The sequence below is a fragment of the Streptomyces sp. NPDC058086 genome, from assembly GCF_042885015.1.
In the GTDB taxonomy this organism is placed as follows: domain Bacteria; phylum Actinomycetota; class Actinomycetes; order Streptomycetales; family Streptomycetaceae; genus Streptomyces.
On record NZ_JBHVST010000066.1, the window covers coordinates 44,370 to 67,094 of the forward strand.

Below are 22,725 nucleotides of genomic sequence, written 5' to 3' on the forward strand. Positions count from 1 at the left end.
GTGACATGAACATGCGTTTCAGGGAATGAACGGAGCGTGTCGGTTGGGTGACGGAAACCGGCAAGTCGCTTGTTGTGCGCGCGAGATGGCATGCCGAAGGGCCCCTGACCAGAGGTGAAATGGTCGGAGGCCCTTCGGTGCGAGTGCGGGTCAGTTCACGTCGGACGGGTCCAGGCGGTAGAGCGTCGAGGCCGACTGGGCCGACTGGCCGTTCTCCGACTCGGAGCCCGTGGCCGAACTCGACTCGGACGACGAGGTCTTGCTGTAGGCGCTCTCCTTCACCGCGGTGGCGTTCTTCTGCACCCAGGCGGTGACCGCGGAACTGGTGCTGTTGTTGCCGCCCATTCCGCCGCCCATGCCCGAGCCGCCGACCTGGATGTAGTGAAGCTCGCCCTTCTTCACCAGCTCCTTGAGCCTGGCGACCGTCATGCCCTTGTCGGTGCCGGTGAAGCCGTACATGGAGATGACGGGCTTGTGGGTGCTCAGGATCAGCTGCCCGGCGCTCTGCGAATTGGACACCGCGAGCAGCCACTTGGCGCCGTCCTGGTGCTTCTCCAGGTACGAGATCAGCTCGCTGCTGGTCTCGCCGCCCATGCCGCCACCGCCGCCGAAACCGCCGCGCTGACTGCCCGTGCCGCCCGGAGCCGTACCGTTCTCGCCACCGGCCTGGCCGCCCGGGAACTCGCCGTTCTGGCCGCCCGTGCCGCCGCCCGGGAAGCCGCCGTTCTCACCGCCCTGTGGGGCGCCGCCGGGCAGTTCGCCGGTTCCACCGCCGCCGGGCGTCATCTGGCCGCCCTCCTGGCCGGCCGCCTGGTCGCCGCCGGGCATCTCGCCGCCGCCCGGACCGCCCGCGTTGCCGCCGGGGCCACCCCGGCCGCCGCCGAAGCCGCCTTGGCCGGTGGACGGTCCGGCGGTCGGATTGGTGCCGCCCATGCCGCCGCCCGCGCCGCCCGCACTGGCCGGGACGGCGAACGAGTACGTCGCCGGGCCAGCGAGAGCCGCGACGACCGCCGCCGCCAGGGACGCGGCCAGCAGCCGTACGCGGTTGCCGGAGCGGAAGACGAACAGGCCGACGACGGCCAGCGCCATGACCACCGCGATGGCCGGCCACAGCCAGGTGTTCCAGTCGGTGGCCCGGCGCAACAGCACGACCGCCCAGATGCCGGTGACCGCGAGCCCGGCGGGCAGCACCCAGGACCAGCGGACGTCACCGCCGCGGAAGGCACGGAACAGCATGACGCCGCCGCCCCCGCACAGGGCCGCGATGCCCGGCGCGACCGCGGTCGTGTAGTACGGGTGCATGGTGCCTTCGGCGGTGGCGAACGTCAGGTAGTGCAGCAGCAGCCAGCCGCCCCACAGCACCAGCGCCGCACGGGTCGGGTCGATGCGCGGGGCGCGCCCGCACAGCACCAGGCCGCCGGCGAGGGCGATGCCCGCGAAGGGGATCAGCCAGGAGATCTGGCCGCCCAGGATGTCGTTGAACAGCCGGCCGAGGCCCGCGGAACCGGAGAAGCCGCCGCCACCTCCTCCTCCGCCACCGCCGTTGCCCTCACCGCCGAGGACGCGGCCCAAGCCGTTGTAGCCGAAGATCAGGTTCCAGGCGGTGCCGTCCGTCGAACCGCCGATGTAGGGACGGTCGTCGGCGGGCACCAGCGAGACGGCCGTCGCCCACCAGAAGCTGGACACGGCCAGGGCCACGGCGGCCAGCAGCAGGTTGCGGATCCGCTTCGCCCAGCCGAGGTGCGAGGCGTACAGATAGACCGCGAAGACGGCGGGCAGCGCGATGTAGCCCTGGAGCATCTTCGTGTTGAAGGCGAGCCCGAAGCAGACCGCCGAGCCGAGCAGCGGCAGCAGCCTGCCGTCGCGGGTCGCGCGCAGTCCGAGGGCCGCGCCCGACACCATCAGGAGGAGGAGCAGGGTGTCGGGGTTGTTGTCACGGTTGATGGCGACGGTGATCGGGGTGAGCGTGAGCACGAGCGCGGCGAGCGCGGCGGCGGCGTGGCCGAACACCCGCTTCACGGAGGAGTGAAGGATCCAGATCGTGCCGAGGGCGGCCACGATCATCGGCAGCATCATCTGCCAGGTGCCGAAGCCGAAGATCCGGCACGACAGGCCCATGACCATGAGTGCGAGCGGCGGCTTGTCGACGGTCAGGAAGTTGCCCGCGTCGAGCGAGCCGAAGAACCACGCCTTCCAGCTCTGGGTTCCGCTGTAGATCGCGGAACTGTAGAAGCTGTTGAGGCCGGAGCCGGACAGGTTCCAGGAGTACAGCACCGTGGCCAGCGCCATGATCGCGATCAGGGCGGGGAGGGACCAGCGGGGCGCTTTCTCCGGCGGGCCGGACTGTGTCTCCGGTGGTCCGGACCGCGCGGAAGGCGGCGAGTCGGTGTCGGCCGCGAGGGGCGCGGAGGCGTGGGGATGCGGATCGGTGGCAGACGTCACCACTGCACCGTGCCGGGGGGTGATGAGTGCGCACTGTGGTCTGCCTGGGGGTCAGCTGTGGATCCGAGCACCCTTCATATGGCGCACGTCACGTCATGCACAGGTAAATGCTTGCTCGATGAATCGTGCGCGCACCAGCATCATGGATGGGAAAATGACAGATCTGGAACCCCACCTCGCCGAAGTCGTCGACCAGCTCGGCCAGGTATTTCCCGCGGGCGTCCGAGAGGACGATGACGATTACGGGCCGCTGCTCGTGATCGTGTCCGACCTCCTGTCGGAACGAAACCTCGGCGTGGTGGTGGAAGCCGCCTTCGGTCTTGACCGGCATGTGGTGCGGAACCAGGCGGCAGCGGCCCTGTCCATCAGGAAACCGTCCGCTGAGCGGGTGGAGGAACTGAAGGCGGAAATGGTCGAGCGAGGGTGGTACTTGGAGGACGACGAGGACTGACGTCCTGGGAAGTCCGAAAACGGTATGTCGGGCCGACGGTGAGTCACCGTCGGCCCGATATCCGGTTCGGTCCTCGTCGATTGCCTCACGGACGGGGCAGGTGACGGTCGCGACGATCCCGTCGGTGGTGGCACGTTGCCGGCCTGGTGAGCGTAGGAGAGTGTCGCAGTGCCTTCCGTGGAACAGCGGTTCGCGGTGCTCCTACTGTCGCTGGACCGGTTCCAGAAGCAACTGGCCGAGTTCATGCTCGGCGCCTACCTGGCGTGCGACTTCGGCAGCGATTCCGGGGACGACGGCGATTCGGCACTCAGCCCACAGGTACGGCTCGACGCCGTGGGCGGCTCACCGCAGGTGACGCTCGACCATGCCATCACCTGGATGGACCTGACCCGCGACCAGGAGCCGAGCGAGTACCGCCTGGCCGTGACCCTCACCTTCACCGGGGCGGGGATCGCGGTGGAGGCGTTCGTCCGGCTCGACCTGGAGCGGGACATGGGCGAGTGGCCGGCCGGGGTCCACACCCCGTACCGGCAGCGGGCCGACGGCCTCGGCCTCGACGAGGCACTCGCCTTCGTCGAGGCCCGGGTCGAGGAGATGTGCCGCCGCCACGACGACGTGGCCGGGCTGGGCCTCACCCCGCGGGATTGAGGTCCGAGCCGGGTCAACTCCCCTCCCCCCCCAAAAAAGGAGCACGAGTGGTGGCCGATGACGCGGAACTGCAACGACGTACCGGGCTCTTTCGAGGCACCGTGGTGCGGTGCCGGGTCACGGGGCACCGTGGGCGGTTCGGCGTCGAGGTGGAGATCATCTCGGACACGGAGAAGCCCCCGGCGTTCATCGACTTCGTCCTGCTTGCGGATGGGGGCAGGCACGTCCCTCCAGAGGACTTCCCTTCCGTGGGTTCGGAACTGGAAGCCGTCGTCGTTGCCTTCATGCCCGACGGTGAACTCCGCCTTGACGCCCGTCCGTTGTTGTTCAGGCAGGGAACCTGCGGTGCTTGACCGCCGCGACGAACGACGACCAGTCCGCGGCCGAGAAGACCAGCGCGGGGCCGTGCGGGACCTTGGAGTCGCGCACGGGGACGCCGGAGGGGTGGTGGTCCAGTACCTCGACGCAGCTGCCGCCCTCGTTCCCGCTGTAGGACGACTTACGCCAGCCAGCCAGTGCGGCCGCGTCCAGGATGGTGCGTTCAGTCATGGCGTCCGTAGTCCTTTGCTGTCGCCCTCATCAGGGCCAGTGACTCCTTCAGCGGCATCGCGTCGCCTAGCGCGAGATCGTAGATGCCTTCGAGCCGATCGACCATGGCAGGTGTGTCATGGACCTTGCCCATATGCAGGCCCTCGCCGTAAGCGACCGGCGGCTGGTCCTCGAACTTCATCAGCGTCAGCATGCTCTGCATGAGCGGATGGACGCCGAGTTCGAAGGGCAACACATAGAGGCGTACGCGGCCTCTCTCGGCAAGACGAACCATGTGCATGATCTGCTCCGCCATGACATCCCGGCCGCCCACGGCACGACGTAGCACCGCCTCGTCAAGCAGCGCCCAGACTACCGGCGTCACCGGGTCGTCGAGGATCTTCGCGCGTTCAAGGCGTGTGACAACGAGCCTGTCACACTCCTCTTCACTCGTGGGAGGGAAGGACGTGCTCAGAACCGCACGTGCGTACCTTTCCGTCTGAAGGATGCCAGGGACGAACGACAGGGCGAACTCCCTGATCATCACCGCCTGTTGTTCGAGCAGCCGCGCGGCCTCGAAGTAGTCGGCGACCGCCGCGTCCTCGACTGGCAGGAAGCTGCTCAGCACATTCCCCGTGTTCAGCGCCCTGTCCAGCCGTCGCGCGTCCTCCCGGGAGGGAATCCGGCGCCCCGCCTCGATGTGCGCGATGTGCGAACGGGTCATGACCGCCGCGTCGGCCAGCTGCTGTTGCGTCAGCCCCGCCGTCTCACGCTGCTGCTTCAGCCAGTCACCGTACGTGCTGGTCATGGCCAACTCCCTTGTGACAAATGCCTGGTCACATCCCACCCCCTGGCGAGCCTAGCCCGACCCGTCTCACTCTGTAAGTGGATCGCTACGCAAAGCGATGCCCCTGAGTCTGAACCCAACGGAGTTGACGACATGAGTCACCGGGTCGCCCGCCTCTTCGAGCCGCTGTTGCGGCTGCTGTTCCCCGGTTCGGGGCGCCGCCGTCGCGTGGCCACCGTCACCGCTCCGGCGTACCGACGTCCCACCCTCTTGTACGCCCCTGGTCAGACGACCCGCCGCGTTGGTTCTCGACCTCTGCGCGGCGAGGACCATGAGATCGTCCGCCCCTACCTCGTCGCCCATGAACGGAGTGAGGAGGCGCGCAGGCAGCGGGCCCGGCGGCGTGCCCTGTGGCTGGCCGTGCACGGCGTCGACATCGGGCCGCGGCTCATCCACGGTGTGGAGGTGGCCCCGTGATCACCGGCGGGACGGAAACGGCACGGCTGCTCCCGTGGTCCGGCGAGGGCGGCAAGCCCTGCTATCTCGTCGGTGACGGGACCGGCTACCTCTCCCGGGTCGCGGACACCGTCGAGAGCGTGCAGCTGGGGATGTCCGCCGTACTCCTCGATCATGCGGCCGACATGCTCGACGACCACAAGGTCACTGCCGTCCAACTCCGCTTCCTGGCGGCCCGCATGGCCGAGGCGCTGCGTGATGTACACCGCATCGCGGAGAGCAGGGGAGCCCGCCTTCCTGTCACTCACCGCAACCCTCCAGATGCCCTCAGCCACCGGACCCTGAACTTCCCTGCCTCGAAATTCCCTCCTGGGAACACACGTACAACTTTCGGCGACCTGAACGAGTCATGAGAGACGAGTGCGCCACAGGCGCGCTCGTATTGGTTGAAGGGGATGGGGAACCTCCATGACTCACCGGATATCCCGGCGTGCCCGTGTGCTCGCTGCGAGCCTCGGCGCCGGGGTGATCGTGCCGTTCGCGGCCGCCGCCGCACCGGCCGCCGCCGCCACGGCACCGCAGGTCAGCTGTACGTCGAGCAAGACGGGCCTGGCCGCCAAGCTGCAGAATGACATCACCACGGCGCTCAGGGGCCGCGCCGGCACCGTCGCCGTCGGTCTCTACGACCGTTCGACAAAGACCACCTGCACCCTGCGGAGCAGCACGGCGTACGACTCCGCCAGCGTCGTCAAGGCCACCGTGCTGGCCACGCTGCTGTGGGACGCCAAGAAGCACAACCGGTATCTGACCAGCCGCGAGCAGACCCTCGCCACGGCCATGATCACCAAGTCGGACAACGACGCCGCCAGCACGCTGTGGAGGCAGCTCGGTGTGACCAAGGTGAAGGGCTTCCTCACCGCCGCCGGGATGACGCAGACCAAGCCGGGTGCCAACAACTACTGGGGTCTCACCCAGATCACCGTCCGGGACGAGCAGAAGCTGCTCGCGCTCCTCACCGCCAAGAACTCCGTGCTGAGCGACAACTCCCGCGCCTACGAGCTGAAGTTGATGGGCAAGGTCATCTCCTCGCAGCGCTGGGGCACCCCGGCCGGAGCGCCCTCCTCGGTCGCCGTGCACGTGAAGAACGGCTGGCTGTCGCGTGCCACGCACGGCTGGCGGGTGCACAGCATCGGCACCTTCAACGGCGCGGGCCACGACTACATGATCACCGTGCTGACGCAGGACAACAGCACCATGCAGTACGGCGTCAACACCATCCAGGCCGTCGCCAAGGCCATCCACAAGGACCTGGTGCCGTCCACGACCAGCGCGAGCGTGCTGCGGTACGTGCCCACGAGCAACCCCCAGGAAGCGATCCCGGCGGTGCCGTCCGCGGGCTGACGCTTCACGAGGCGGTCTCCCGCGCGTCACCCGGCCGTCCTACCGTGACCGGCATGCGCCTGAGAACCGTACTCGCCACCGTCACCGCCGGGCTGGCGGCGGCCACCTGTGTGACCGCCGCCGCTCCGGTCAACGCCCAGAGCGGCACAGCCCCGAGCGCCCACGCCTGCTCGCCCGCCGTCTCGATCACGGGCTACTCCGACGCGCTCGACAAGACGACGTACGACGCCACCTTCGTCGGCAACCTCTCCGCGCTCGCCGTCGACCGCGGCGGCCGGATCGCCGCGCTCTCCGACCGGTCCTCGCTCTTCACCCTGGACCGCGAGACGCTGAAGCCGACGAGCGTCGTGAAACTCGTCGACGAGAAGGGCGCCGCGCTCGACTCCGAGGGCCTCGCCGTGGACGGCGACGGCACCCGCCTCGTCACCTCCGAGACCGAGCCCTCCGTACGCCGCTACGAGCGCGACGGCACCCTCGTCGGGAGCCTCCCCGTACCGGACGCGCTCAAGGTCGCTCCCGCGGGCCGCGCCACCTCCAACCTCACCTTCGAAGGGCTCACGCTCCTGCCCGGCGGCCACACCCTGCTCGCCGCCATGGAGGGGTCACTGAGCGGTGACACCGCCGGCATCGTGCGCTTCCAGACCTGGGAGCGCACGACCCGGCAGGGTGACTTCCGGCTCGCCGCACAGTACGGCTACCGCACCGACTCCGGCCTCGGCGTCTCCGAGGCGCAGGCCACCCCCGACGGCCGCCTTCTCGTCCTGGAGCGCGGCTTCACCGCGGGCGTCGGCAACACCGTCCGCCTCTATCTCGCCGACCTCCGCCACGCCACGGACACCCGCCGCGTCGACACCCTGACCGGCCAGGACGGTGTGCGGCTCGCCCGCAAGACGCTCCTCGCCGACCTCGTGAACTGTCCTTCACTGGGCGCCCAGGCCAAGCAGCCCCAGCCCAACCCCCTCCTCGACAACATCGAGGGCCTGACGATCACCGGCCGCACCCCGGACGGCCGTCTCAGGCTCCTCCTGGTCAGCGACGACAACCAGAACGCCGTCCAGACCACCCGCCTGTACTCCCTGAGCGCCCGCCTGCCACACACGGTGAACGGCTGATTATTGCGGAGGGATGAAATCCGCTTCCTTCAGCGTTGGTGTCTTCCGGTGGAGTGAGATCTACGGAAGGCACCGGCGTGGCATTCGAGCAAGGGGACAAGGGCGGCTGGGCGCAGCGGCTCGCCGGGTACGCGTGGCGGTACCCGAAGTACGTCCTGCTGGCGCTCGGCTCCTCGCTCGGCGGCATGGCGGTCCTGGCGGTGGTCCCGCTGATCACCAAGGTGATCATCGACGACGTCATCGGGAACCACAGCAAGGCCATGGCGCCCTGGGCGGGCGCGCTCATAGGCGCCGCCGTCCTCGTCTACGTCCTCACCTTCATCCGCCGCTACTACGGTGGCCGCCTCGCCCTCGACGTCCAGCACGACCTGCGGACCGAGATGTACAGGACGATCACCCGGCTCGACGGACGACGCCAGGACGAGCTGTCCACCGGCCAGGTCGTCGGCCGCGCCACCAGCGACCTCCAGCTGATCCAGGGCCTGCTCTTCATGCTCCCGATGACCATCGGGAACGTGCTGCTCTTCCTGATCTCCCTCGGGATCATGGCCTCGCTCTCCCTGCCCCTCACCCTGGTGGCGCTCGCCGTCGCCCCCGCTCTCTGGGTCGTCGCCAAGCGCAGCCGCTCCAAGCTGCACCCCGCCACCTGGTACGCGCAGGCGCAGGCCGCCGCCGTGGCGGGTGTCGTCGACGGCGCCGTCAGCGGCGTACGCGTGGTGAAGGGCTTCGGGCAGGAGGACCAGGAGACCGGGAAGCTCCGGGACGTCGGGCGGCGGCTCTTCGCGGGGCGGCTGCGGACCATCCGGCTCAACGCCAAGTACACCCCGGCCCTCCAGGCCGTGCCCGCCCTCGGCCAGGTCGCGATGCTGGCGCTGGGCGGCTGGCTCGCCGTACGGGGACAGATCACGCTCGGCACCTTCGTCGCGTTCTCCTCGTACCTCTCCCAGCTCGTGGGACCCGTGCGGATGCTCGCCGTGGTCCTCACCGTCGGGCAGCAGGCCCGCGCGGGCGCCGAGCGCGTCCTCGAACTCATCGACACCGAGCCGTCGATCAAGGACGGCACCAAGACCCTTCCGGCCGACGCGCCCGCGACCGTCGAGTTCGACGACGTGTCCTTCGCGTACGAGGGCACCTCGAAAAAGCAGCCGGTGCTCGACGGGCTGAGCTTCGAGATCCGCCCCGGCGAGACCCTCGCCGTGGTCGGCTCCTCCGGCTCCGGCAAGTCGACGGTCTCGCTCCTGATGCCCCGCTTCTACGACGTGACGCACGGAGCCGTCCTCATCGGTGGCCACGACGTCCGCGAACTGACGCAGGAGTCGCTGCGCGCCGCGATCGGCCTGGTCCCCGAGGACTCCTTCCTCTTCTCCGACACCGTGCGCGCCAACATCGCCTACGGCCGTCCGGACGCCACCCAGGAGGAGATCGAGACCGCGGCCCGCGCCGCGCAGGCGGATCGTTTCATCGCCGAGCTGCCCGAGGGCTACGACACCAAGGTCGGCGAGCACGGCCTCACGCTCTCCGGCGGCCAGCGCCAGCGCGTCGCCCTCGCCCGGGCCATCCTCACCGACCCGCGCCTGCTCGTCCTCGACGACGCCACCTCCGCCGTGGACGCCCGCGTCGAGCACGAGATCCACGAGGCGCTCACGCAGGTCATGGAGGGGCGCACCACCCTCCTCATCGCCCACCGCCGCTCCACCCTCAACCTCGCCGACCGCATCGCCGTCCTCGACGGCGGCAGCCTCGCCGACATCGGCACCCACGAGGAACTCCAGCAGCGCTCCCCGCTGTATCGCCGCCTCCTGACCGACCCGGACGAGCTGGGCGGCGTCTCGCCCGGACACGCCCAGCCCGCCGTGCCCCAGGAGGACACCTCCGTACGGGACGAGCTGGACGCCGAGTTCGACGCCGAGCGCGGGGTCACTCCCCATCTGTGGACCGGCGACCGGGAGCCCAAGGACAACGCCCTGTCCGGCATGCCCGCCACGCCCGAACTCCTCACCCTGGTCGAGGCGCTGCCCCCGGCCACCGACACCCCCGGCATCGACGAGGCGCGTGCGGTCAGGCCCGAGGAGTCGTACGGGCTGCGCAGGCTGCTGCGCGGCTTCGGTCTCCCGCTGCTCGTCAGTCTCGGTCTCGTGGCCGTGGACGCGGGCATGAGCCTGCTGCTGCCCGTGCTGATCCGGCACGGCATCGACCAGGGTGTGTCCCGGATGGCCCTCGGCGCGGTGTGGGCCGCCGCGGCGCTGGCGCTGGTCACCGTGCTCGTCCAGTGGACCGCGCAGATCGGCGAGACCCGGATGACGGGCCGGACCGGCGAGCGGGTCCTCTACTCCCTCCGCCTGAAGATCTTCGCGCAGCTCCAGCGCCTCGGACTCGACTACTACGAGCGGGAGCTGACCGGCCGGATCATGACCCGGATGACGACGGACGTCGACGCGCTGTCGACGTTCCTCCAGACGGGCCTGGTCACCGCGTTCGTCTCGGTCGTCACCTTCTTCGGCATCATGGGCGTGCTGCTGGTGATCGACGTCCAGCTCGCGCTGGTCGTCTTCATCACCCTTCCGCCGCTGGTCATCGGCACCTTCTTCTTCCGCCGGGCGAGCGTGAAGGCGTACGAACTCGCCCGCGAGCGGGTGTCGGCGGTCAACGCCGATCTCCAGGAGTCGGTCTCCGGACTGCTGATCCTGCAGGCGTTCCGGCGCGAGCGCTCGGGCGGGCAGCGGTTCGCGGAGGGCAGCGACAGCTACCGCCGGGCGCGCATCCGCGGTCAGTGGCTGATATCGATCTACTTCCCGTTCGTGCAGCTGCTGGCGTCGGTCGCGTCGGCCGCGGTGCTGATCGTGGGCGCGCACCGGGTGGACGCCGGCACCCTCACGACGGGCGCGCTGGTCGCCTACCTCCTCTACATCGACCTGTTCTTCGCGCCGGTGCAGCAGCTCTCGCAGGTCTTCGACGGCTACCAGCAGGCCACGGTCTCGCTGGGCCGCATCCAGGAACTGCTCCAGGAGCCGACCTCGACGAAGGCCGCCGAGGCACCGCTGGACGTCCTCTCCCTGCGGGGAGACATCGCCTTCGAGGACGTCGACTTCGCGTACGGCTCCGCCGCCGAGGCAGACGCGGAGGCGGCGCTCAGCGGGATCTCGCTGAGCATCCCCGCCGGACAGACCGTCGCCTTCGTCGGCGAGACCGGCGCGGGCAAATCCACACTGGTGAAGCTGGTCGCCCGGTTCTACGACCCGACGGGCGGGCGGGTGACGGTCGACGGCACGGATCTGCGCTCGCTCGACCTGACCTCGTACCGGCACCGGCTCGGCGTCGTCCCGCAGGAGGCGTACCTCTTCCAGGGGACCGTCCGGGACGCCATCGCCTACGGGCGCCCCGACGCCACCGACGCCGAGGTGGAGGCCGCGGCCCGTGCGGTCGGCGCCCACGACATGATCGCCACGCTCGACGGCGGCTACCTCCACGAGGTCGCCGAGCGCGGCCGCAACCTCTCCGCGGGCCAGCGCCAGCTGATCGCGCTGGCCCGCGCCGAACTCGTGGACCCGGACGTGCTGCTCCTCGACGAGGCGACGGCGGCGCTGGACCTGGCGACGGAGGCCCTGGTCAACCAGGCCACCGACCGCCTCGCCGGACGCCGTACGACCCTCGTCGTCGCCCACCGCCTGACGACGGCCGCCCGCGCCGACCGGGTCGTGCTCATGGACCACGGCCGCGTCGCCGAGGACGGCACCCACGACGAACTCCTCCAGCGAGGCGGCCATTACGCGGAGTTGTGGAGGACGTTCATCGGGGCCCCGGAGGAGGAAGAGCCGGTTCCCTCATCGGCCTGAGTTCAGCTCTTCGCCTTGATGTCGGAGATCTTCTTCGTGGCCAGGTCCGACTGCACGGTCAGATAGGTGTACGTGGGGTGCTGGGCGGAGCCCCAGGTGAGGCGCACCGTCGACCAGGTGTGGCCCGCGCCGCTGTCTCCCGCCGTCACCTTCCACGCCCGCGGCACGTCCTGAGCGCGGAGCACCCCGTCGGCGTGCTCGCGGCTCTCCCACTTCGCCAGGCGGGTGCGGAGATCCTTGGTCAGGTAGAAGGTGCGCAACTGGGAGCCGAGGTGACCGCTTCCCTCGTCGGTGACCGCGTCGACGTAGGCGCCGTAGAAGTCGGCCACCCGGTCGTAGGCGGGACCGTTGGCACCGCTGCGGGCGGGCGGGGGAGCGCTGGAGCCGGCGAACGCGGGCACGGAGGCACCCGCCGTGGCGAGGAGCGCCGCGCCGACGAGCGCGCCGACGGCCGTACGTGAACGTGACGTGCGGGACATGGATGAGCACCTTTCGTTCGTTTTTCTGACCAGTTGGACACCGAACAAAGAGGTGTGGTTGCCCCAAACATGGAAGAAAACCTCTCTCGGGCGAAGGCAACCATCCGATGTACGTCCTGCGTCCGTACACCAGTACGCTGAATGGCCGGGGGAGGACGACAGTGGACCGTGGTGGTGCGATACGCCGGCGCCTGGCGCTGGGCCTTGCGGTGTTGACCGCGGCCGGGCTGATGGCGTTGATGAGCCCAGGCAGCGCGCAAGCGGCCGACTCGTACTGCTCGGGTCGCAAGGTCAGAACGCTCACCTTCTCGACCGGCTCCATCCAGATCTACAAGCGCGACGGCTATGTCTGCGCGATGACCGTCCCCAAGGAGCAGCAGTCCCGCAAGCGGTCGATGTCCGTCAGCGTGCAGGCGCGCGGCAGCCGCCCCGTGGTCGACCAGGGCAGCTTCTCGCAGCACGCGGGCCCGGTGACCGTCCACGCGGGCCACCGCTGCGTCCGCGTCAAGGGCTCGGTCGGATCGGGTTCGGTGAGCTCGAACTGGATCCTCTGCTGAGCCGGCAAGAACACAGCCTTCCCATAGGGTTTTCCCCATCTCCCCTGGTGCGCCTGTGAGTTGCTCCGATAGCTTCCAGCGCACATCCGTTTCACAGGGGAGTGTGCATGCGCAAGGCGCTCAGATGGCTGCTGGCGCTCACGGTGCTCATAGGCACGTTGAGCACGGCGGGAGCGGCCACCGCCGCCCAGCCGGAGGCCGCACCAGGCACCACAAGCACGGACACCGACATCAAGGACAGGCTGCTCGCGATACCGGGCATGAGCCTGATCGAGGAGAAGCCGTACACCGGCTACCGCTTCTTCGTTCTCAACTACACCCAGCCGATCGACCACCGGCACCCGTCCAAGGGCACGTTCCAGCAGCGGATCACCGTGCTGCACAAGGACGTCTCCCGCCCGACGGTCTTCTACACCGGCGGCTACAACGTCTCGACGAACCCTGGCCGCCGTGAGCCCACCCAGATCGTGGACGGCAACCAGGTCTCGATGGAGTACCGCTTCTTCACCCCGTCCCGGCCCGATCCGGCCGACTGGTCGAAGCTCGACATCTGGCAGGCGGCCAGCGACCAGCACCGCGTCTTCGAGGCCCTCAAGCCGATCTACCACCAGAAGTGGCTCTCCACGGGCGGCTCGAAGGGCGGCATGACCGCCACGTACTACGAGCGCTTCTACCCGCGCGACATGGACGGCGTCGTCGCCTACGTCGCCCCCAACGACGTGGTGAACAACGAGGACTCGGCGTACGACCGCTTCTTCGAGAACGTCGGCACCAAGGAGTGCCGCGACAAGCTGAACGCCGTGCAGCGCGAGGCGCTGGTGCGGCGCGCACCGCTGGAGAAGAAGTACGAGGCGTACGCCGCCGACAACGGCTACACCTTCACCACCATCGGAAGCCTCGACAAGGCGTACGAGGCGGTCGTGCTCGACTACGTGTGGGGCTTCTGGCAGTACAGCCTGCTCTCGGACTGCGGCTCGATCCCGGCCGACGCCGCCCACGCCACCGATGACGCGATCTGGGACTCCGTCGACACCATCTCCGGCTTCTCGGCCTACGCCGACCAGGGCCTGGAGACGTACACGCCGTACTACTACCAGGCGGGTACGCAGCTCGGCGCGCCCACCATCCACTTCCCGAACATCGAGAAGAAGTACATCCGCTACGGCTACCAGCCGCCGCGGAACTTCGTGCCGCGCTCGATCCCGATGAGGTTCCAGCCGTGGGTCATGGCGGACGTGGACTCCTGGGTCCGCCACCACGCCGACCACATGCTCTTCGTCTACGGCCAGAACGACCCCTGGGGCGCGGAGCGCTTCCGGCTCGGCAAGGGCGCACGCGACTCGTACGTCTTCACCGCCCCCGGTCTGAACCACGGTGCCAACGTCGCGGGACTCGTCCCCGACGAGAAGGCCCTCGCGACGGCCCGCATCCTGGAGTGGGCGGGTGTCGCCTCGGCGACGGTCCAGGAGAACCCGTCGGCGGCCAAGCCGCTCGCGAAGTTCGACGCGAAGCTGGACCAGCGCGACATCGAGCGCGAACCCGCACTGCGACCGTAACCCGGTTCACCCGCTGCAACCCGGTTCACCGGCTGCGTCCGCCCCTCGGCTACACCGGGCGGGCGCAGCCCACCGGTCTACTGCCGCCCAGTTGGACATAGAGGGCCGTGGACGACGGGCACTTGGCGCGGTCGAGGACCGCCGACGTCACCTTGTACTCCGGGGGCTTCTTGCCCTTGCCGTCGCACGCGGTCTCCCGCACCTGCCCGTCGCCGGAGCTGTAGACGCAGTCGCCGACGATGGTGCGGGGACCGCCGCCCTCGCCCGGATCGCCGGGGTGCGGGGCCTCCAGCTTGCGCATGCAGGCGTAACCCTGGGGGACGACCCCGTCGCCGTTCTCGTCCGAGGCGGGCCGGGTCTCGCTGATGTGCAGCACGAAGTCCGTGGTCGCGGGACACAGCGGCCCGTCGGCCACCTTGCCGTCGTAACGGGCGATCACCCGCGCGGCGGCCCGTTCGCTGCTGCAGGGCACCTCGGTGAAGCTGGTCGTCCCGAAGGAACTGCACTCGTCGACCGCGAGGAACACCGCCCCGTAGCCGGAGGGCTGCGTCGACGTCGCCCCCGCGCTGGGCTCGGCGCTCCCCGAGTCCGACCAGCGGTCGCATCCCGCGAGCGCGGCGACGGCCAGCAGCAGCGCGCAGAGCACCCCAACGGAACGCCGACCCGACGAGCTGGCTCGCATGGATTCCCCCCGATACCCCCGCCCAGCGTGACCCGTCGCGACGGGCACACGCCAGACATCCGGGGCGCTTTGCGTCCTTTGGGGGTGGTGCGCCGGGTGTGCGGCGTAGGGCGTGTACGCCATTCCCCACCCGGGGCAGTACGTCGGCCCATACCGGACCTAGTACGTCAATCCGTACCCGATCGGATACAGCGCCTTCGCCGGGTCGTCCGCCCGCTGCACCGCCACCGGCAGCCTCCCGCGGGGCCTGGCGCTGCCCGCGATCACTCGGGCGGCGGCGCGCAGTTCGACGTCCGTCCAGGAGTAGGTAGCCAAGTAAGCGCGCACGTCGGAGAGTTGAGCCACGTCGTACGGGTTGCGGATCGCGATCGCGACCACCGGGACGCCGGTGGCGACGAGCCGTTCGACGAGGGTCTTCTGCGACCCGGTCGCCGTCACGTTGTACGTGCCGACGACGACCGCGTCCACGCCCCCGGCGGCCGCCACCGCGTTGTCGATGCCCTCCGCGGAGGGCGCCGTTCCGGTGGACAGTGCCGTCGCCGTGAAACCCAGCTCGGTGAGGGCGGTCGCGAGCACGGTCGTGGGCGGTCCGTCGGTACCGGACGGCGAGGCGGGATCGGCGCCCACGACGAGGACGCGCGGGGTGCGCCGGCGCGAGAGCGGGAGCAGGCGCTCCTCGTTGACCAGCAGTGTCGTCGTGCGCTCGGCGATCCGGTCGGCCGCCCTGCGGTGCGCGGCGGTGCCGACCGTGTGGTCGACGCCGGTGTCGCTGACGTACGGGTTCTCCAGCAGGCCCAGTTTGGACTTGAGGCGCAGGACGCGCAGGACGGACTCGTCGAGGCGGGCCTCGGTGAGCTCGCCGCCGTGCACGGCGTTCAGGACCGCGTTCCAGGCCACGTGGATGGACGGCGGGTTGAGGAGCTGGTCGACACCGGCCTTGAGTGCCAGCACGGGGACGCGGTCGTCGCCGTACTTCGTCCGGACGCCCTCCATGCCGAGCGAGTCGGTCACCACGAGCCCGTCGTAGCCGAGTTCCTCGCGCAGGATGCCGGTGAGGATGGGGTGGGAGAGCGTCGCGGGGTCTCCGGACGGGTCGAGGGCCGGGACCATGATGTGGGCGGTCATGACCGAGTCGATGCCGGCGCGGACGGCGGCCCGGAAGGGCACGGCGTCGAGGGACGACCACAGCTCTCGGCTGTGCGTGATGACGGGGAAGCCGAAGTGGCTGTCGACGGCGGTGTCCCCGTGCCCCGGGAAGTGCTTCGCCGTGGCCGCGACCCCGGCGCTCTGATAGCCCTTCACCGCTGCCGTCACCAGCCCGGCCACGGCGTCCGGATCGGCGCCGAAGGAGCGTACGCCGATGACCGGGTTGGCCGGGTTGACGTTCACGTCGGCGACCGGGGAGTAGTCCTGCCGGATGCCGAGGGCGCGCAGCTCGGCGCCGCCGAGGCGCCCGACCGTGCGGGCGTCCTCCCGCGAGCCGCCCGCGCCCAGCGCCATCGCGCCCGGGAACAGCGTCGCGGGCTTGCCCACCCGGGCCACCGCTCCGTACTCCTGGTCGGTGGAGATGAGGACGGGCAGCCCGCGCGGCTGGTCGAGAGAGACCTTCTGGATGCCGTTCGAGAGGGCTGCGATCTGGTGCGGGTCGCGGGTGTTGTGCGTCCAGGTGAAGTAGATGATCCCGCCGACGCGGTACCTGGCGATCAGCTCGGCGGCCGTCCTGACGCCGAGCTCCTCCAGGTTGGCGTCGATGTCGGCCTGGTCGGGTGCGGTGGCCGAGTGGCCGTACACCCGCATCACGAAGAGCTGGCCGACCTTCTCCTCCAGCGTCATACGGGAGACGAGAGACCGGAGTGACGATTCGTCAGGTCGGTCCCCGGCCGCCCGGACGGAGGTGGTGCTCAAGGTCAGGGCCGCGGTGGTCCCGGCGGTGGCGGCGAGAACGGTACGTCTGGACGGTCTGGAAGGTCTCGATGGCCCCACGTGCGCTCCTCCCTCATGAAGGAAACTTCCGAGGAGTCACGAATATCCGGGAAGTTTCTTCCAGTCAAGGGTGTGCACGGTATCCCGAGGAGGGGCCGTCACCGGCGCAGTTGGAGGGGGGCGCGCCGGTGACGGCGTGCTGCCGGCCGCAGGCGGCGGAGAGGGTGGTCAGCGTTCGCAGCCAGCAGCGAGGCCGACACCGCTCTGCGGAGACTCATCCGGCAGCATGCGGATTGGACGAAACGGTGCGGGTCGGGGTTCCCCGGTTTCCGCCGGTTCGGGGAATTGGTGCGGGTGGGGCGAATGGGCGGGACGGTTCGACGCCGGGCTCGCGCAGACAGGTCCATTTGGCGGACGCTCCCGCGCCGGAGCGGGTCGGGGAGCCAGCATGAGGACATGGCCGTCGTCGACATCCCCGGTTCCAAGTCCATCACCGCGCGTGCGCTCTTCCTGGCGGCGGCGGCCGACGGGGTCACCACCCTCGTACGGCCGCTCCGGTCGGACGACACGGAAGGTTTCACGGAGGGCCTGACCCGGCTCGGCTACCGCGTCGGCCGCACCCCGCACGTCTGGCAGATCGACGGCCGCCCCCAGGGCCCGGCGGCCACCGACGCCGACGTGTACTGCCGCGACGGCGCGACCACCGCCCGCTTTCTGCCGACCCTCGCCGCGGCCGGACACGGCACCTACCGCTTCGACGCCTCCCCGCAGATGCGCCGCCGCCCGCTGCTCCCGCTCACCCGCGCCCTGCGCGACCTCGGCGTCGACCTGCGGCACGAGGAGGCGGAGGGCCACCACCCGCTGCGGATCGCGGCGGCCGGGGTGGAGGGCGGTGACGTGACGCTCGACGCGGGCCAGTCCTCCCAGTACCTGACCGCCCTCCTGCTGCTCGGCCCGTTGACCCGCAAGGGCCTGCGCATCACTGTCACGGACCTGGTCTCGGCGCCGTACGTCGAGATCACGCTCGCGATGATGCGGACGTTCGGCGCGTCCGTGCGCCGGGAGGGCGAGGTGTTCGTGGTCTCGCCCGGCGGCTACCGCGCCACCACCCACGCCATCGAGCCCGACGCCTCCACCGCGAGCTACTTCTTCGCCGCGGCCGCCCTGACCGGCCGCGAGGTGACGGTCCCGGGCCTGGGCACCGGCGCGCTCCAGGGCGACCTGGGCTTCGTCGACGTACTGCGGCGGATGGGGGCGCGGGTGGAGGTCGGCTCCGGCGGGACGACGGTCGCCGGCACCGGCGAACTGCGCGGCCTCACGGTCAACATGCGGGACATCTCCGACACCATGCCGACGCTGGCCGCGATCGCGCCCTTCGCCTCGGGCCCGGTCCGCATCGAGGACGTCGCCAACACACGCGTGAAGGAGTGCGACCGCCTGGACGCCTGCGCGGAGAACCTCCGGCGGCTGGGCGTACGGGTGGAGACCGGGGCCGACTGGATCGAGATCCACCCCGGTGCGGAACCCGTGCCGGGCGCGGAGATCAAGACGTACGGTGACCACCGCATCGTCATGTCCTTCGCGGTGACCGGACTCCGCGCGCCGGGCGGCGTCTCGTTCGACGACCCCGGCTGCGTACGGAAGACGTTCCCCGCCTTCCACGAGACCTTCGCCGCCTGGGCCGGCCCGCTGGGGTGATCAGTGGGGAGGATCAGGGGGAGTGATCAGTGGGGGATGTCGTCGATCAGTTCGCGGGCGCCCTGGCGCAACAGGGCGACGGCGACCGACGTGCCGAGCGTCGCGGCGTCGAGGCGGCCCGCCCACTCGTGGGCGTTCAGTACGGTCTTGCCGTCCGGGGTGAACACGCAGGCACGCAGGGACAGTTCGCCGCTGCGGTGGGCCTTCGCGAAACCGGCGATCGGTGAGTTGCAGTGGCCCTGGAGGACGTGCAGGAACATCCGCTCCGCCGTGGCCTCGCGGTGCGTGTTCGGGTCGCCGAGGTCGCTGATCGTCTCGATCACCTCGGTGTCGCCCTCCCGGCACTGGAGGGCGAGGATCCCCGCCCCGATCGGCGGCATCATCGTCTCGGGCGACAGGATCTCCGTGATCACGTCCGCCCGGCCGATCCGCTCAAGCCCCGACACCGCCAGCAGCAGCGCGTCCGCCTCACCCGCCGCCAGCTTCTCCAGCCGCCGGTTGGCGTTCCCCCGGAACGGCACGCACTCCAGGTGCGAGTGCGAGGCGGCCAGCTGAGCGCCCCGCCGTACGGAGGAGGTGCCGATCCGCGTCCCCTGCGGCAGCTCGTCCAGCGTGAGCCCGTCCGGGTGCACGAGAGCGTCCCGGATGTCGTCCCGCGCCAGGAACGCGGCGAACATCGTCCCCGCCGGGAGGGGGCGGTCCGCGGGGATGTCCTTCACGCAGTGCACCGCGAGATCGGCCTCACCGGCCAGCAGCGCCGCGTCGACCTCCTTGGTGAACGCGCCCTTCCCCTCGACCTTGGCGAGGTCGCCCATCCACTTGTCACCGGTCGTCTTCACGGGCACGACCTCGGTGCGGATGTGCGGATGGAGCGCGCCCAACTCGGTCCGGACGCGCTCCACTTGGGCCAGGGCCATGGGCGAGTCGCGGGAGACGATACGGATCAGTTCCGGTGCCGACATGGCGTCCACGATAGCCCGTCGGCGAGCCGCGGGAAGCCGGTCCGGGCGGGTGCGCGTGTCCCCGGAACCGGGCCTAGGCGGAGTCGTTCAGCAGACGCCCGAGGTGTTCCCGACCCGGCCCCAGCAGCTCAGGAAGCGGCGCGACCCCCTCGTACCACCGCTTCTCGTACTCCCAGCACAGCCAGCCGTCCCAGCCCTCCCGGGAGAGGAGTTCCACACAGTCGGCGAGGGGCAGGACGCCCGCGCCGAGGGGGAGCGGGGTGGTGTCCTCGGCGGAGGCGATGTCCTTGACCTGGAGGTAGCCGAGGTAGGTGCACAGGGCCGCGTAGGTCTCCGCCGGCTCCTCGCCGCCGAGCCAGGTGTGCATGACGTCCCACAGCGAGCCCACATGGTGGTGGCCGACCAGGCCCAGGATCCTGATCGCGTCCGCGCCGGTGCGGTGCGAGTCATGGGTCTCCAGCAGGATCCGTACGCCCAGGTCGGCGGCGTACTCCGCCGCAGTGCCGAGCCGCCGGGCCGCCGTCGCGTCCGCCTCCTCGACGCTCTGCTCGGAACTCGCACCCGGAAAGACGCGTACGAACGGGGCGCCCAGGTCGTGGGCGAGGTCGAGGAGCTCCTTGATCTCGGCGACGACGGTGTCGTCGTCGCCCGGCGCCGCCACCCGCGCGTAGCCCGCCACGCCCAGGATCTCGATGCCGCCCGCCTGGAACTCGGCGACCACCTCGGCCCGTTCTGCCGCCCCGATCCCGGGGTGCACCGGCTCCTCGGGATGCGCGCGCAGCTCCACGCCGTGGTAGCCGTGCGCGGCGGCGAGTCGTACGACGTCGGGGATGGGGAGCCCGGGTACGCCGAGCGTGGAAAATGCCAGCTTCATGCGCACGGACCCTACTCGCGTGCCGATGTCGGCCGTTGTCGATCAAAAGGAGAGTCGAAAGGAAAATCGGTTGTGGGTGGTCCGGGAGGTCTCTTTCCACAAGCACTACGACGTGCCCTTTGTATCGCTAAGATGCCGAAATCGCTGGCGTGCGGGGGGAAGCATGCGACTTGATATCGAAGTGCCCGAAGACGACGGGAGACAGCTTCGCGCACTGCAGCGCTGGCTGATGCGGGATCCGGACACGGCGGGGGCGAGCCTTTTCGGAACGAAGGCTCCGTAAGTCTGCTTGTCGTCGATGACGAACGCCTTGCGGTGCTTGGACTTCACGTACAGGTACCTGGCGGCGGCGGGCGCCTGCACCGTGTCGTTGGCCATCGTGCGGAAATAGGTGTTGTACGGCCTGGCGACCGTGAACCATCGTGGGGGAGACCCATGTGAACGCGGGTGCCGACGTCGTGTAATAAGGAGGCGTGTACGACGAGGCGGGTTCGCTGAGCAAGCAGCTCCACGCGGCGAAACCCGGCGTTCCGCTCGCGGGAGGGGACGGCATCTTCGCGTACACGTACACGTAGGCGACCGCCGCCGGCGCCGACGGCGACATCTGCACCGCGGGTGGCGCCATGCCCGACTCGCTCCCCTCGGCCGACACGTTCGTCAAGGACTACAAGACCGCGGGCTACAGGGCCTCGTACAGCCCGTATGGCGGATACGCCTACGACGCGACCTCGGCACTGATCCAGGCCTTCAATTCCCTCCACGCCGACCCCTCTGACACCGTGCCCTCGACCAAACGCGAGAGCCTGCGGGCGTCGGTCCAGAACGTCGACTTCGACGGGGTGATGGGAAAGGTCGGATTCGACGCGAACGGTGATGCCGTGTCCCAGGCGGTGACCGTCCACCGGCTCGACGGCGGCACCTGGAAACCCGTGTGAGCCCGACCGGTCACTCCTGCGGGGGGTGCAGATCCAACCGCCAGTCCTGGCCTGTCAGGTCCGCTCCGAACGAGCGGTGCGGTTTCTCGGCGACGAGGACGAAACCGTGGCGCTGGTAGATGCGGCGGGCGGCGGAGAGGACGTCGTTGGTCCACAGGACCAGGTCCCGGTAGCCGCCGTCCCGCGCGAAGTCGATGACGGCCTCGACCAGCCGGTCGCCGATGCGCAGCCCGCGCGCGTCGGGCTCGACGAGGAGGAGGCGGAGGCGGGCGGTCCCGGGCGCGTCGTCGCGTACGCACATCACGCAGCCCACCGGCCGGCCGTCCAGCTCGGCGATCCACACCCGCTCCAGGTGCGGATCGTGGTCCTCGGCGAAGTCCGCCACGATCCGGGCGACCAGTCCCTCGTAGTCGGTGTTCCAGCCGTACTCGGCGGCGTACAGCGCGGCGTTGCGCTGCACGATCCAGCCGAGGTCGCCGGGGCCGGGGTCGCGCAGGACGACATCCTCGCGGCGGGGCGGGCGCCCGGAGGAGAGCAGCGTGCGCACGGTGTGCATCGCCTCGGCGAGCCGGGGGCGGTCGTCGGCCGGAACGGTCGCCAGGAGCGCCCCCACCGATTCCCGTGAGCGCTCGTCCAGCAGGGCCGCCGTCTCCCTGCCCTGTGCCGTGAGCGTGATGCGGCGCCGCCGCGGGTCCCGCTCCGAGGGTGTCCGCTCGATCAGGCCGTCCTGCTCGAACTTGTTCAGGATGCGGCTCAAGTAACCGGCATCCAGGGACAGTTCGGTGCGGAGGTCGGCGGCGTCGGTGCGGGGGGAGTGGGCGAGCTCGTACAGCACGCGGGACTCGGTGAGGGTGTAGGGGGCGTAGAGGTGGCGGCCGTAGTCGAGGGCGCCGATGACGTTCGTGTAGAAGCGGTTGAAGGAGCGGATGTCCTGGACGGTCATGATCACGCAACCCCGGATGATCGGTGCCGGTTGTTCGGGCCTGGCTCAGTGGCTTTGGTTCCTCGGACCTGATAGTTGACTCAGTCAGAGGTATGTGTCGAGCCTACGACTTCGGCCAAGCGTGGGCAACGGTCGGGCAACTCCCCGGCAACCCGGGTCATGACTTGGCCAACCCCTTTCCGCACGTTGGCCACGAGTTCATCGCACGCCCCTGCCAACCCTCGTTCGCCCCTAGGAGAGTGAAGCGGCGGGCCGCCCCCGTGCGGGCCGCAGTTCGACTCCGGAGAGCTGGCGAAGTCTCAAGAAGGGGCAGCAATGGCCGAGTTGACACGTCGTAGACTCCTGGGTTCGGCCGCGGGCGCGCTGGGCGGCGCCGCGGCACTCTCCCTCCTTCCGCCGAGCGTCCAGAAGGCCGTCGCGGCCGGACCGCGGGAACGCGGCTCGCTCCGCGACATCGA

Annotated in this window: 19 protein-coding genes and 2 pseudogenes; 12 read left to right on the forward strand and 9 right to left on the reverse strand. The window is 70.0% G+C overall.

The annotated features are described in order from the left end of the window. Nucleotides 1–150 precede the first annotated feature (150 nt). Nucleotides 151–2,442, reverse strand: coding sequence for a glycosyltransferase family 39 protein (locus ACFVWD_RS37660; RefSeq protein WP_389602527.1), 2,292 nt, complete (start codon nt 2,440–2,442; stop codon nt 151–153). 118 nt (nt 2,443–2,560) lie between these two features. On the opposite strand from ACFVWD_RS37660, the gene ACFVWD_RS37665 reads away from it, so the two are divergent. The 3 genes from ACFVWD_RS37665 to ACFVWD_RS37675 all read left to right on the forward strand — a co-directional run bounded on the left by ACFVWD_RS37665 (nt 2,561) and on the right by ACFVWD_RS37675 (nt 3,894). Then, nucleotides 2,561–2,893, forward strand: a complete 333-nt coding sequence (locus tag ACFVWD_RS37665; RefSeq protein ID WP_389602528.1) for a hypothetical protein — start codon at nt 2,561–2,563, stop codon at nt 2,891–2,893. Nucleotides 2,894–3,061: 168 nt separating this feature from the next. Next, nucleotides 3,062–3,541 carry a hypothetical protein gene (locus tag ACFVWD_RS37670; protein WP_389602529.1) on the forward strand — a complete coding sequence of 160 codons (480 nt, stop codon included), beginning with the start codon at nt 3,062–3,064 and terminating at the stop codon, nt 3,539–3,541. A gap of 50 nt (nt 3,542–3,591) precedes the next feature. Further along, nucleotides 3,592–3,894, forward strand: a complete 303-nt coding sequence (locus tag ACFVWD_RS37675; protein ID WP_389602530.1) for a hypothetical protein — start codon at nt 3,592–3,594, stop codon at nt 3,892–3,894. Here the strand turns inward: ACFVWD_RS37675 and ACFVWD_RS37680 are convergent. Continuing rightward, nucleotides 3,869–4,090 carry a DUF397 domain-containing protein gene (locus tag ACFVWD_RS37680; protein WP_389602531.1) on the reverse strand — a complete coding sequence of 74 codons (222 nt, stop codon included), beginning with the start codon at nt 4,088–4,090 and terminating at the stop codon, nt 3,869–3,871. The genes ACFVWD_RS37675 and ACFVWD_RS37680 overlap by 26 nt on opposite strands. Further along, nucleotides 4,083–4,877 (reverse strand): helix-turn-helix transcriptional regulator, encoded by a 795-nt coding sequence (locus tag ACFVWD_RS37685; protein ID WP_095854521.1) that lies wholly within the window; start codon nt 4,875–4,877, stop codon nt 4,083–4,085. The genes ACFVWD_RS37680 and ACFVWD_RS37685 overlap by 8 nt, the downstream gene beginning before the upstream one ends. 132 nt (nt 4,878–5,009) lie before the next feature. Between ACFVWD_RS37685 and ACFVWD_RS37690 the strand changes: the two genes are divergently transcribed. The 5 genes and pseudogenes from ACFVWD_RS37690 (at nt 5,010) to ACFVWD_RS37710 (ending at nt 11,658) form a co-directional block, all read left to right on the forward strand. After that, a complete protein-coding gene (locus tag ACFVWD_RS37690; protein ID WP_389602532.1) occupies nt 5,010–5,333 on the forward strand; it encodes a hypothetical protein in 324 nt (107 codons plus the stop codon). Then, nucleotides 5,330–5,611, forward strand: a pseudogene (locus tag ACFVWD_RS37695) (hypothetical protein); the annotation flags it as partial. The gene ACFVWD_RS37690 and the pseudogene ACFVWD_RS37695, both read left to right, overlap by 4 nt. 169 nt (nt 5,612–5,780) lie before the next feature. Continuing rightward, nucleotides 5,781–6,713: a serine hydrolase gene (locus ACFVWD_RS37700; protein ID WP_389602533.1), complete on the forward strand. Its 933-nt coding sequence runs from the start codon at nt 5,781–5,783 to the stop codon at nt 6,711–6,713. A gap of 53 nt (nt 6,714–6,766) precedes the next feature. Then, a complete protein-coding gene (locus ACFVWD_RS37705; protein ID WP_389602534.1) occupies nt 6,767–7,825 on the forward strand; it encodes an esterase-like activity of phytase family protein in 1,059 nt (352 codons plus the stop codon). 77 nt (nt 7,826–7,902) lie between these two features. Further along, a complete protein-coding gene (locus ACFVWD_RS37710; RefSeq protein ID WP_389602535.1) occupies nt 7,903–11,658 on the forward strand; it encodes an ABC transporter ATP-binding protein in 3,756 nt (1,251 codons plus the stop codon). Nucleotides 11,659–11,660: 2 nt separating this feature from the next. On the opposite strand, the gene ACFVWD_RS37715 is transcribed toward ACFVWD_RS37710, so the two are convergent. Next, nucleotides 11,661–12,137 (reverse strand): hypothetical protein, encoded by a 477-nt coding sequence (locus ACFVWD_RS37715; protein WP_389602536.1) that lies wholly within the window; start codon nt 12,135–12,137, stop codon nt 11,661–11,663. 230 nt (nt 12,138–12,367) lie between these two features. On the opposite strand from ACFVWD_RS37715, the gene ACFVWD_RS37720 reads away from it, so the two are divergent. After that, complete coding sequence (locus tag ACFVWD_RS37720) at nt 12,368–12,694, forward strand: hypothetical protein (RefSeq protein WP_389602545.1); 327 nt, start codon at nt 12,368–12,370, stop codon at nt 12,692–12,694. A gap of 107 nt (nt 12,695–12,801) precedes the next feature. Beyond that, a complete protein-coding gene (locus ACFVWD_RS37725; protein ID WP_389602537.1) occupies nt 12,802–14,250 on the forward strand; it encodes a S28 family serine protease in 1,449 nt (482 codons plus the stop codon). Nucleotides 14,251–14,299: 49 nt separating this feature from the next. Here ACFVWD_RS37725 and ACFVWD_RS37730 read toward each other — a convergent pair whose 3' ends face one another. Both ACFVWD_RS37730 and ACFVWD_RS37735 read right to left on the reverse strand, forming a co-directional pair. Next, nucleotides 14,300–14,932: a hypothetical protein gene (locus tag ACFVWD_RS37730; RefSeq protein ID WP_389602538.1), complete on the reverse strand. Its 633-nt coding sequence runs from the start codon at nt 14,930–14,932 to the stop codon at nt 14,300–14,302. A 159-nt stretch (nt 14,933–15,091) separates the two neighbouring features. Beyond that, complete coding sequence (locus ACFVWD_RS37735) at nt 15,092–16,765, reverse strand: glycoside hydrolase family 3 protein (protein WP_389602539.1); 1,674 nt, start codon at nt 16,763–16,765, stop codon at nt 15,092–15,094. Nucleotides 16,766–17,311: 546 nt separating this feature from the next. Between ACFVWD_RS37735 and aroA the strand changes: the two genes are divergently transcribed. Next, on the forward strand, nt 17,312–18,553 hold the full coding sequence (aroA, locus tag ACFVWD_RS37740; protein ID WP_389602540.1) for a 3-phosphoshikimate 1-carboxyvinyltransferase: 1,242 nt from the start codon (nt 17,312–17,314) through the stop codon (nt 18,551–18,553). A 26-nt stretch (nt 18,554–18,579) separates the two neighbouring features. On the opposite strand, the gene hemC is transcribed toward aroA, so the two are convergent. Next, nucleotides 18,580–19,515: a hydroxymethylbilane synthase gene (gene hemC / locus ACFVWD_RS37745; RefSeq protein ID WP_389602541.1), complete on the reverse strand. Its 936-nt coding sequence runs from the start codon at nt 19,513–19,515 to the stop codon at nt 18,580–18,582. Between the two features lie 73 nt (nt 19,516–19,588). Then, entirely contained in the window at nt 19,589–20,389 is an 801-nt protein-coding gene (locus ACFVWD_RS37750; protein ID WP_389602542.1) for a sugar phosphate isomerase/epimerase family protein, read from the reverse strand. 596 nt (nt 20,390–20,985) lie between these two features. Here ACFVWD_RS37750 and ACFVWD_RS37755 point away from each other — a divergent pair. Then, nucleotides 20,986–21,324 (forward strand): annotated as a pseudogene (locus tag ACFVWD_RS37755) (ABC transporter substrate-binding protein); the annotation flags it as partial. 10 nt (nt 21,325–21,334) lie between these two features. Here the strand turns inward: ACFVWD_RS37755 and ACFVWD_RS37760 are convergent. Then, nucleotides 21,335–22,267: a GNAT family N-acetyltransferase gene (locus ACFVWD_RS37760; protein WP_389602543.1), complete on the reverse strand. Its 933-nt coding sequence runs from the start codon at nt 22,265–22,267 to the stop codon at nt 21,335–21,337. Between the last annotated feature and the right edge of the window lie 458 nt (nt 22,268–22,725).

Bases quoted from the DNA above. Each gene is read 5' to 3' on its own strand.
- ACFVWD_RS37760 (WP_389602543.1), bottom strand. From the start codon at position 22,267: ATGACCGTCCAGGACATCCGCTCCTTCAACCGCTTCTACACGAACGTC.
- ACFVWD_RS37715 (WP_389602536.1), bottom strand. From the start codon at position 12,137: ATGTCCCGCACGTCACGTTCACGTACGGCCGTCGGCGCGCTCGTCGGC.
- aroA (WP_389602540.1), top strand. From the start codon at position 17,312: ATGGCCGTCGTCGACATCCCCGGTTCCAAGTCCATCACCGCGCGTGCG.
- ACFVWD_RS37730 (WP_389602538.1), bottom strand. From the start codon at position 14,932: ATGCGAGCCAGCTCGTCGGGTCGGCGTTCCGTTGGGGTGCTCTGCGCG.
- hemC (WP_389602541.1), bottom strand. From the start codon at position 19,515: ATGTCGGCACCGGAACTGATCCGTATCGTCTCCCGCGACTCGCCCATG.
- ACFVWD_RS37720 (WP_389602545.1), top strand. From the start codon at position 12,368: ATGGCGTTGATGAGCCCAGGCAGCGCGCAAGCGGCCGACTCGTACTGC.
- ACFVWD_RS37705 (WP_389602534.1), top strand. From the start codon at position 6,767: ATGCGCCTGAGAACCGTACTCGCCACCGTCACCGCCGGGCTGGCGGCG.
- ACFVWD_RS37725 (WP_389602537.1), top strand. From the start codon at position 12,802: ATGCGCAAGGCGCTCAGATGGCTGCTGGCGCTCACGGTGCTCATAGGC.
- ACFVWD_RS37690 (WP_389602532.1), top strand. From the start codon at position 5,010: ATGAGTCACCGGGTCGCCCGCCTCTTCGAGCCGCTGTTGCGGCTGCTG.
- ACFVWD_RS37665 (WP_389602528.1), top strand. From the start codon at position 2,561: ATGAATCGTGCGCGCACCAGCATCATGGATGGGAAAATGACAGATCTG.
- ACFVWD_RS37735 (WP_389602539.1), bottom strand. From the start codon at position 16,765: ATGACGCTGGAGGAGAAGGTCGGCCAGCTCTTCGTGATGCGGGTGTAC.
- ACFVWD_RS37750 (WP_389602542.1), bottom strand. From the start codon at position 20,389: ATGAAGCTGGCATTTTCCACGCTCGGCGTACCCGGGCTCCCCATCCCC.
- ACFVWD_RS37685 (WP_095854521.1), bottom strand. From the start codon at position 4,877: ATGACCAGCACGTACGGTGACTGGCTGAAGCAGCAGCGTGAGACGGCG.
- ACFVWD_RS37700 (WP_389602533.1), top strand. From the start codon at position 5,781: ATGACTCACCGGATATCCCGGCGTGCCCGTGTGCTCGCTGCGAGCCTC.
- ACFVWD_RS37680 (WP_389602531.1), bottom strand. From the start codon at position 4,090: ATGACTGAACGCACCATCCTGGACGCGGCCGCACTGGCTGGCTGGCGT.